This is a genomic window from Acinetobacter sp. YH18001 (genome assembly GCF_013416975.1).
GTDB classification, from domain to species: Bacteria; Pseudomonadota; Gammaproteobacteria; order Pseudomonadales; family Moraxellaceae; genus Acinetobacter; species Acinetobacter pseudolwoffii.
The window spans coordinates 18,467-27,045 of the sequence record NZ_VPEU01000036.1 but is presented as its reverse complement, the minus strand read 5'-3'; the positions used below and the strand labels follow the sequence as shown (position 1 = coordinate 27,045).

The 8,579-nt window shown below is 40.7% G+C and carries 10 protein-coding genes; 9 read left to right on the top strand and 1 reads right to left on the bottom strand.

Translation table 11 applies throughout. From position 1 onward, the window contains the following. Positions 1 to 91: 91 nt before the first annotated feature. Positions 92 to 1,114, bottom strand: a complete 1,023-nt coding sequence (locus FTV48_RS11135) for a toll/interleukin-1 receptor domain-containing protein (RefSeq protein WP_180000363.1) — start codon at positions 1,112 to 1,114, stop codon at positions 92 to 94. A gap of 1,855 nt (positions 1,115 to 2,969) precedes the next feature. On the opposite strand from FTV48_RS11135, the gene FTV48_RS11130 reads away from it, so the two are divergent. From FTV48_RS11130 to FTV48_RS11090, 9 genes are all read left to right on the top strand, one after another. After that, on the top strand, positions 2,970 to 3,143 hold the full coding sequence (locus FTV48_RS11130; protein WP_180000360.1) for a hypothetical protein: 174 nt from the start codon (positions 2,970 to 2,972) through the stop codon (positions 3,141 to 3,143). 4 nt (positions 3,144 to 3,147) lie between these two features. Then, positions 3,148 to 3,366 (top strand): hypothetical protein, encoded by a 219-nt coding sequence (locus FTV48_RS11125; protein ID WP_180000358.1) that lies wholly within the window; start codon positions 3,148 to 3,150, stop codon positions 3,364 to 3,366. Positions 3,367 to 3,395: 29 nt separating this feature from the next. Further along, positions 3,396 to 3,617 (top strand): hypothetical protein, encoded by a 222-nt coding sequence (locus FTV48_RS11120; protein WP_180000356.1) that lies wholly within the window; start codon positions 3,396 to 3,398, stop codon positions 3,615 to 3,617. Positions 3,618 to 3,622: 5 nt separating this feature from the next. Further along, on the top strand, positions 3,623 to 3,976 hold the full coding sequence (locus tag FTV48_RS11115; protein ID WP_180000354.1) for an HNH endonuclease: 354 nt from the start codon (positions 3,623 to 3,625) through the stop codon (positions 3,974 to 3,976). Beyond that, positions 3,976 to 4,155, top strand: a complete 180-nt coding sequence (locus FTV48_RS11110) for a hypothetical protein (RefSeq protein WP_180000352.1) — start codon at positions 3,976 to 3,978, stop codon at positions 4,153 to 4,155. Before FTV48_RS11115 ends, FTV48_RS11110 begins: the two co-directional genes overlap by 1 nt. Positions 4,156 to 4,256: 101 nt before the next feature. After that, complete coding sequence (locus tag FTV48_RS11105; protein WP_180000350.1) at positions 4,257 to 4,748, top strand: phage terminase small subunit P27 family; 492 nt, start codon at positions 4,257 to 4,259, stop codon at positions 4,746 to 4,748. Between the two features lie 10 nt (positions 4,749 to 4,758). Continuing rightward, positions 4,759 to 6,474 carry a terminase large subunit gene (locus tag FTV48_RS11100; RefSeq protein WP_180000348.1) on the top strand — a complete coding sequence of 572 codons (1,716 nt, stop codon included), beginning with the start codon at positions 4,759 to 4,761 and terminating at the stop codon, positions 6,472 to 6,474. Beyond that, positions 6,474 to 7,739 (top strand): phage portal protein, encoded by a 1,266-nt coding sequence (locus FTV48_RS11095; RefSeq protein WP_180000346.1) that lies wholly within the window; start codon positions 6,474 to 6,476, stop codon positions 7,737 to 7,739. The genes FTV48_RS11100 and FTV48_RS11095 overlap by 1 nt, the downstream gene beginning before the upstream one ends. Next, the gene (locus FTV48_RS11090) at positions 7,708 to 8,553 is read left to right on the top strand and encodes a head maturation protease, ClpP-related (protein WP_180000344.1); all 846 of its coding nucleotides are present in this window, start codon (positions 7,708 to 7,710) and stop codon (positions 8,551 to 8,553) included. The genes FTV48_RS11095 and FTV48_RS11090 overlap by 32 nt, the downstream gene beginning before the upstream one ends. Positions 8,554 to 8,579 lie beyond the last annotated feature (26 nt).

Here is an 8,579-nt window from a genome sequence, read left to right as displayed (position 1 = left end):
GATTCACTTTTGGTTCAAGCTTGAGCTTGAATAACATCTAGTAACTACAGAATTATTATACAAATTTGGTTTTCTTAATCTCTTTGTACAGTCACAAAAAGCTCATTTTATGAGTAAATATTTTGAAAGTACTATATTTTTCATCATGAAATTTGAGGTGGGTACTAGGAACTTCATATATTTCATCTAGAATAAATTTAATGATTGAAAATTCATCATTTTTTATCAAAACAGCAATTGTTACTAACACTAGTTGGTAGTTTAAAGCTTCGTAAAAACTTCGATTTAAATTGGTTTGATTAGATCCAGGAAATTTTAAAAGATTAGCTAAAAATTTTTGAAATTGAAGTAGAGTCTTCTGTTCGAGTTGATATTCACAAGCAGCATTCAGTAATTTTTTATATTCAAGTAAATGTGCAGTAAAATTTGAAAAGTTATTTAAAAATGCTTCTTTATAGTCATCTGTTCCATCAATTTTAAGCTTTGGAAGTTCTGCTTCTAATTTATTTAAATAGCGACGAATAGCACCTTGTGCAGTAGGCTTGCCTCTCTCAATTTCATCTAATGCAATTCTGAATTCCATATTAGTATATAAGACAACAGAATCTGCATCCTCATGAATGAAACTAGGCGTTATGCCTTCAGTTTTTGGTCTTTCGTGTTTGAATTTTCCGTAAATCCAACGAATTAAATTTTCATAGTTTTCAGAAAGTTTATCTTCTGAAGATAAATCAATATAAATGCGACTTGAATAAAAAACTGGTGGCCTAGAGTTAGGCTCTGAAATGATTGCTACAACGTTATCTGTAGACTTTTTATTATATAGAACATCTGAGAGAATCGTTGATTCAGTGCCGACTCCGCCATCTCTAGAATCCGCCTTCATTTGGTATGTATTATCAATAACCATTATGATTTTATCAATTGTAGGATCTACTATCATACTTTCCATAAATTCAATGGAGTTTTGTCCTGCTCGCAAATCCCACTTATCAATAACAATATGGATATTATCGTTGTGCAACCTGTGTGCAAGATCAAGAACCCAATCTTCATGCTCAGGTGAGGACCAGCTATAGGATATGAATACTTTTGGTTTTTTAGATGTGCTCATAAAATTTATTTAAAATTCAATTTATTGGAAAAGTGTTCTCCTGAATATAACAATTGACATGTATACAGTAAACTACTATATTTGTGTTATTGTTGCTGTAGTTGCATTGATACGACAACCTAGAATTTAAAGCTCGCCAAATGGTGGGCTTTTTTGTTAGCTTATTAAACAAATAGTTGGCATACTAAGACTCATCTATAAATCAAGGTGAATCTCTGTGAAAAACAATTGGTTACTGATTTTAGGCTTAACATTATTAATACTTGCGGTATCTTCGTGTTTTCATGTTAATCAGCTATCTAAGAAAAAGAGATTAGAAGATTTGGAGAAATTGTATAAAGAATTAGCAACCTAATTAGATAAAATTATTTTAAAAGTTAAAAAAAGCTCATCGTAAAATGGGCTTTTTTAATGCTTAGAATTTATGGCCTAAAACGAAAATCAACCAAAATTAGACAATGAATAACAATTTCTTAATATTCTCTATACTTTCTGATCAAAGCCTTAGTGCTATATTGTTTTTGCGATAAGAAGAAGACGTAATACGAAGAAAGTGACTACAGCACTGGCCCACTTATTTTGACGAGTAAGTGGGCTTTTTATTGTCTGTAAAAAGGCGACCTAAGCCTACTGGAGTGCTGACCAGTGGAACATGCCATCGAGTAAACTTCCTTCGGGAATCCAGACTAGGGAGTAGCGCCCCGACCTAAAGAGGATTGAAAGCAAGTAAAGCAGACCGTGTATGTTAGGTGTGTGTGATTGTGAGTAGCGTCTGGCCCCGCGAAGAGGGCTGTCTTACCAAGATTTTAATAAGCCTTGTATATAATATTATTATGTATATAATTCGGGCCAGATTCTATGGCTGTAGTTTCTATTAAGTTTCTGCCTCCTTTCCCTATAAAGGAGGTATTTTTTTGCCTATATTTTTCTTATGTCATGTGTTGCTGTGTTGCTACATTGTTTGATAGGTCACATTTAATAGTGAATTGATACAAGCATCTATAATTAAAAAACATAATATTCTGATAGATTAAAATTATAACAAAGAGTCTGGAGGTTTGTATGACACGTATACCAAACGGAACACAGGTTATTCATCATATCTCACTTTTCGATCATGCTTACTATAAGGAATAGAATGGAATTTTAAAGGTTTGGAGCAAGGGAGAGTGGGTGGAGGCACTGATACCCAGTATTAATGAAATGATTGATAACGGTTTTGAATTAGAAGTTCTTCACAGCTAATTGTTATGCAGGCGATGAGCAAGTACTAACTTGTTATTTACCATCTATGATCACTCCACTTTTCAGTGGGGCCTCCAACATTTGGGAGAAAAATATGCGGCAACTCTTAAAGCAGCTATTATGCTTTCATCACTACACTTATGAGTCGGATATTTTTATTCAGGTAGAATGTTGCAAGTGTGGTAAGCATAGAGATGATTACACAAATTAAATAAAGTAAATTTAAAAGAGGTAAGCCTGTTCATGAATTTGATCAGGCTTTTTTAATTTATAGAGAAAAGTATGCTCCAATTTATATTCTGCTTATTTGGCCTGCATGGTGTGACTGAAATTAATTGTGATGACCAGAAAGAGTGTCGTCATTGTTTGAAAGAAGTTGAATAGCAAAAACCCAAGCAAAGAGCTGTTTCATAAAGCTGTAATATTTAAGCAATATAGTTGCTCTGCAAAAGAAGAAAGACATTGTGACGCAAGTCAAGCCCGTTTAATTGGAGAGAGTTAAACGGGTTTTTTATTGAAATATATTGCTATTTTCCTTTTGTCGAACATATTACGACTCAAACCCCGTCATTAATTTGTCGGGGTTTTTCTTTTCTTATTGGTGGTGCGTATGGATGTCAAAGAAGCCCAAAAGAATCTAAATGAATTGCATGATGAGCTGGTGAAGTATCAGAGCCTAAGTCGAGCATTCATGAATAGCAAACAGATGATGGCTATTGATGAAGTAATGGCAAACATCCGTACTCGCATGAAGAATATTCAAATCAATTTAAGTCGGAGATAGCGCCGTGGGTACAAGCGATCAAGAACGACTCGATGCATTTAAGCGGGATCTATACCAGGACATAGCCAATCGTAAGCGATTGTTTGAGGCTGAGACTGGTTTGGCAATCAAAGATGTTGAGTTGGTATTTGTGAATGTCTCCACTGTAGATCAAGTCAATCAATACCTGCTTAACGAAATCAATGTGACCTTGGGTGATTCAGATGACATGTGCATCGTGTGAAAGAAACCGTGAATGGATAAGGAAGCAAAGTGAACGAGCAAAAGAAAGAATGCGGCTGTGCATCGAACGACTTACTGGTCGAGATGCTTCAAGCAATGAACAGCCAAAGCCAAGCGATGACAGCTCAAAGCAATCTACTGGCAGAACAAAATAAAGTCATGGCTCGTATCGTGGATCAGAACAATGAGCTGATAGCCATGATGCAGACCGAAGATGATGAAGATAAACCTAAGTCGCCTTATTTGGATTGATGGATATGAGCAGACCATGCCGTGAGTTTCGCTGTCCAAACCTAACCAAGTCACCAAAAGAACAAGGCTATTGTGATAAGCATGCACATAAGCGCAGCAACTGGACAGCACGCCAAGACCGATCAGGATCAACTACGGCGCGTGGCTATGGCCATGCGTGGCGAGTACTGCGTGAAAGCATATTGAAACGTGACAACTATCTATGCGTTAAATGCGCCGTTGCTGGGCGTGTGGCCGAGGCTACAGACGTCGATCACATCAAGGCTAAGGCTCATGGTGGTACAGATGATCCAGACAATCTACAGTCGTTGTGTGCACCGTGTCATAGAGAGAAAACAGCTACAGAAGGAAAGAAATAATGGCCGAGAAAACAATTGAAGAGATGGCGCACGATTATGCTGTTGGTGCGATGCAATCGGGCAGTGGTGTAACCAAGCAACATGTTAAAGAATTTATTGATCTAGCTTGTGAAATCAAAGAGCAATCAAAGCGAAAGCAAAAAGAAATTAACCAAGATAATCAGCGCCGTAGCTGGTGAACCCCGGGGGGATACTTGAGAGTTCAGGGCCTTTGCCTAAATGACCGCCCCCCTCCGTTCATTTTTACGTGCGCGAAATTAAAAATTCAAGGTGTTGACAAATGGGTGGAGTTTCTTCTGTTCCTGGGCGTGGCCGAAAGCCAAAACCGCAGGAAGCAAAACGGGCAGCTGGCAACCCGGGCAGACGTCCTCTCAATACCAATGTGCCTGAATTCGCTGATGTCGTTGATATTGATGTGCCGGAATATCTCTCGACAATGGAGTACGCGGACATGATGTGGCGTTCGGTTATTCCTGAATTGTTAAAAAATAAAGTTCTTAAAATTACAGATATGCACAACGTGGAAATGTTCTGCATGGCTTACCACAACTTGCGCGTAGCCCAAAAAGAAGTAATCCAAAAAGGACCAACACTGGAAACAGCGCAAGGCAGTACGATTAAAAATCCAGCCTTGACTGCAGTGAATGAAGCATCAAAACAGATGGCTTCTTTTGGGGCAATGCTGGGTCTGGATCCATCTTCCCGGGGTCGGTTAGGTGGTGGGGGTAATAAACCTAAAACAAATAAATTTGCGCAGGTGCTGAATATGTAGCGAGGCCGAAATGACAGCTTTCCCAAACGTTGGCATTGCAAATAAATGGGCAAAGCAGGTTGTTTCAGGAAAAATACCTGCATGTAAGTGGGTGAAACTTGCTTGTAAGCGCCACTTAGATGACCTCATTAAGTCAAAAAACAAAGATTTTCCTTATAAATTTGAGCCAAAACTAGCAGAAAAGAAGATCGCTTTTATTGAGTTGCTGCCCCATACAAAGGGTGAGTGGGCAATGAAGCGTCTGAGTATCACGCTTGAGCCCTGGCAAAAGTTCGGTATTGGCTGCACATTTGGTTGGGTTCGTAAAAAAGATGGGTACCGCCGCTTCCGTGAAAGCTATTGGGAGGTGCCGCGTAAAAACGGTAAGTCTGCAATCGCTGCTGGCGTGGCTCTTAACATGTTTGCCAATGATGGTGAATTTGGTTCAGAAGTTTATGCCGGCGCTACTACTGAGAAACAGGCTTGGGAAGTTTTTAAACCTGCACGCTTAATGGCGGTACGTTCGCCAGACTTCATTGAAGCAGCTGGCGTACTGATTAATGCCGGTAGCTTAGAGATTCCAGATGAAGGTTCTATCTTTGAGCCTATCATTGGTGATCCACCTGATGGCCAGTCGCCGCATTGTGCTGTAGTCGATGAATTCCATGAACATCCAACATCTACGCTTTATGACACCATGCAGACCGGTATGGGTGCACGTCGACAGCCTATGATTTTCACAATTACAACAGCTGGCTTTAATATTGAAGGCCCTTGTTATGATTTACGTGCACGTGTTCAGGAAATGCTCCTGGATACTGTGCCAGATGATGAGCTGTTTGGCTGGATATGGACTATTGATGAGGGGGATGATTGGACAGATCCGGCAGTATTAGCCAAAGCAAACCCCAATTATGGGGTTTCTGTTTATTCGGACTATCTGGAATCTCAGCAACGCCGAGCAATTCAGAACGCATCAAAGCAAGGTGCTTTTAAAACTAAGCACTTAAACGTTTGGGTATCTGCAAAATCTGCATTTTTCAATATGGAAAAGTGGAAGGCTTGCGGTAATCCAGACCTGAACATTGATGACTTTGAAGCAACGCCTTGCATGATGTGTGTGGATCTATCATCAAAAATTGATATTGCAGCACGTATCAACCTGTTTTACAGAATTGAGGATGATGGTCGACTGCATTACTACTGTATAGATCCGCAGTTCTATCTACCTGAAGACACGGTTTATAGCGGCGATGAAAAGCAGGTGGTTGAGCGGTATCAGAAATGGTTCAACAAAGGTCTACTGAATGTCTGTGATGGCTATGAGAATGACCTGAATCAAATCGCAAAGGAATTAATCGAAGATGCTCAGCGAGTGTCTTTGACTGAGGTTCCTTACGATGAGTGGGGTGGATTCCAGATTGCAAAAACTGTGGATGATGCCGGATATACCTCAATCAAGATGCCCAAAACCACAAAGACATTCTCACCAGCAATGAAGGAGCTTGAAGCTGCCATTGCTGCAGGTCGTTTTCATCATGATGGAAACCCAATTCTTAGCTGGATGATCGGTAATGTTATTTCTAAAACAGGAAAAAATGAAACCGAATTTCCGGATAAGGAAAAGAAGTTTAAGAAAATCGATGGTGCTGTGGCGTTATTAATGGGCATCAGTCGGGCAATGGTGCTTGCAGGGGAACCTACAGGTGATGAATTTTATGATGATCCAATTATGGTAGGTGTTTAATGAGTACAAAGAAGCCGGGTCGGTTTGCTCAAGCAGCTTTGCGCTTCCTTGGGCTTGATGGGCATCTGAGTCTGGAGCCTGAATTATTAAGGGCATTATTGGCCACATCGAGTGGCAAGCATGTAACTGTAGATTCGGCGCTTCAATTGAGCGCCGTTTTTTCATGTGTGAGTTTGATTTCAGAAACTGTATCAACGCTGCCTCTTAAGATTTACCAGCGAAAAGCGGACGGTAGCCGGGATGTTGCAGTTAAGCATCCGCTCTACAATCTTTTGTGCCGGTCACCAAACTATGAAATGACACCCAGCCGGTTCATGCTGATGATTGTGGCCAGTATCTGCCTATGGGGAAACTCATACATTGAAATTATCCGCAGTGCATCAGGCCGGATTATTTCATTGAATCCATTGCTACCCCAAAACATGGTGGTGACCAGGAACAAGACCAATGGAATGCTGAAATACACTTACACCGAAAGTGGTGTTAATCGTGAAATCACTGAAAAAAACATGATGCATGTTCGTGGTTTTGGTATCGATGGGGTGATGGGCTTATTTAAGGTTCAGAAGGCGCGTGAAACTATTGGGGCTGCACAGGCTGCTGAAGAAGCTGCAGCAAAGTTCTTTGAAAACGGTTTGCAAACATCAGGTCTTTTATCTGCCCAGGGGAAATTAACGCCGGATCAGCGTGAATCACTTAGAGACAACATGAATAAATTCATGGGGTCCAAGAATGCCGGAAAAATGATGGTGCTTGAAAATGGTATGCAATACCACGGCATCACTATGAATCCTGAAGCAGCTCAGATGTTAGAGACTCGGACTTTTGAGATTGAGGAAATTTGCCGCTGGTTCCGGGTGCCGCCATTCATGGTTGGGCATTTAGATAAGCAAAGTTCATGGTCCTCCAGTGTTGAAGGCATGAACATGCAATTCCTGACCAATACTTTACGTCCATTACTGGTCAATATTGAACAGGAAATTTCACGGTGCCTGATTGGTGCTGCAGAGTTTGAAACCTATTACGTTGAGTTTGGTGTGGAAGGCTTATTGCGGGCAGACTCAAAAGGCCGTGCTGAATATTATGCATCTGCACTCAACAATGGTTGGTATAACCGAAATGAAGTAAGACGCAAAGAAAACGAAGCGCCTATTGCGGGTGGGGAAATTTATACAATTCAATCGGCATTAATTCCGCTTGATAAAGTCGGGACCAATTACAAAGGTGATAATAATGAGCAAACGAAACCTGCTGCCAGTCGCTAATTTTAATGCAAAAGAAAAAGGTGGTGTTTCGCCGTTAGCTTTTGATCGTTGGAATCCTGCAATTAAAGCATCAGATGAAAATGACAATACGATTGGTATTTATGATCCGATTGGTTATGACTACTGGGATGATTCTGGTGTAACCGCTAAGCGGATCAGTGCTGCATTGCGTTCACTCGATGGCGCTGATGTTGTAGTGAATATCAATTCACCAGGTGGTGATGTATTTGAAGGTCTGGCTATCTATAACCTGCTTCGCGAATACAAAGGTCATGTGACTGTACGTGTTTTAGGGGTGGCAGCTTCAGCAGCATCATTTATTGCCATGGCAGCTGATGAGATTCAAATTGCCCGTGCTGGATTCTTTATGATTCACAATGCCTGGACAGGGCTTTGGGGTAATCGCAACGACTTACGCGAAACAGCGGATTTCCTTGAGCAGATCGATGACACGATTGCTGATATTTATCACGTGCGATCCGGACTAAGCATGGATGAGCTTAAAGCCGATATGGATAAAGAGCGCTGGATCAATGGTCGTGATGCTATTGATAGTGGCTTTGCTGATGCTTTCCTGCCATCCGATGTGGTTGTTGAAGATATAAAGAACTTCACTAAAGAGAAAGTCGCTGCCCATAAAGCAGATATCTTGCTTGCCAAAGCAGGAATGTCTCGAAGCTCACGACGGGAACTTATTCAAGATTTAAAGGGTACGCCTGGCGCTACCAACCAAGCTACGCCAAGCGCTAGCAATGATGTACTCGAAAGTGTTCTTCAAAGTATGCGTAACGCTACTGAGAAATTTAGCACTTAAAACCTGATAGCAATTTTATGACCGCC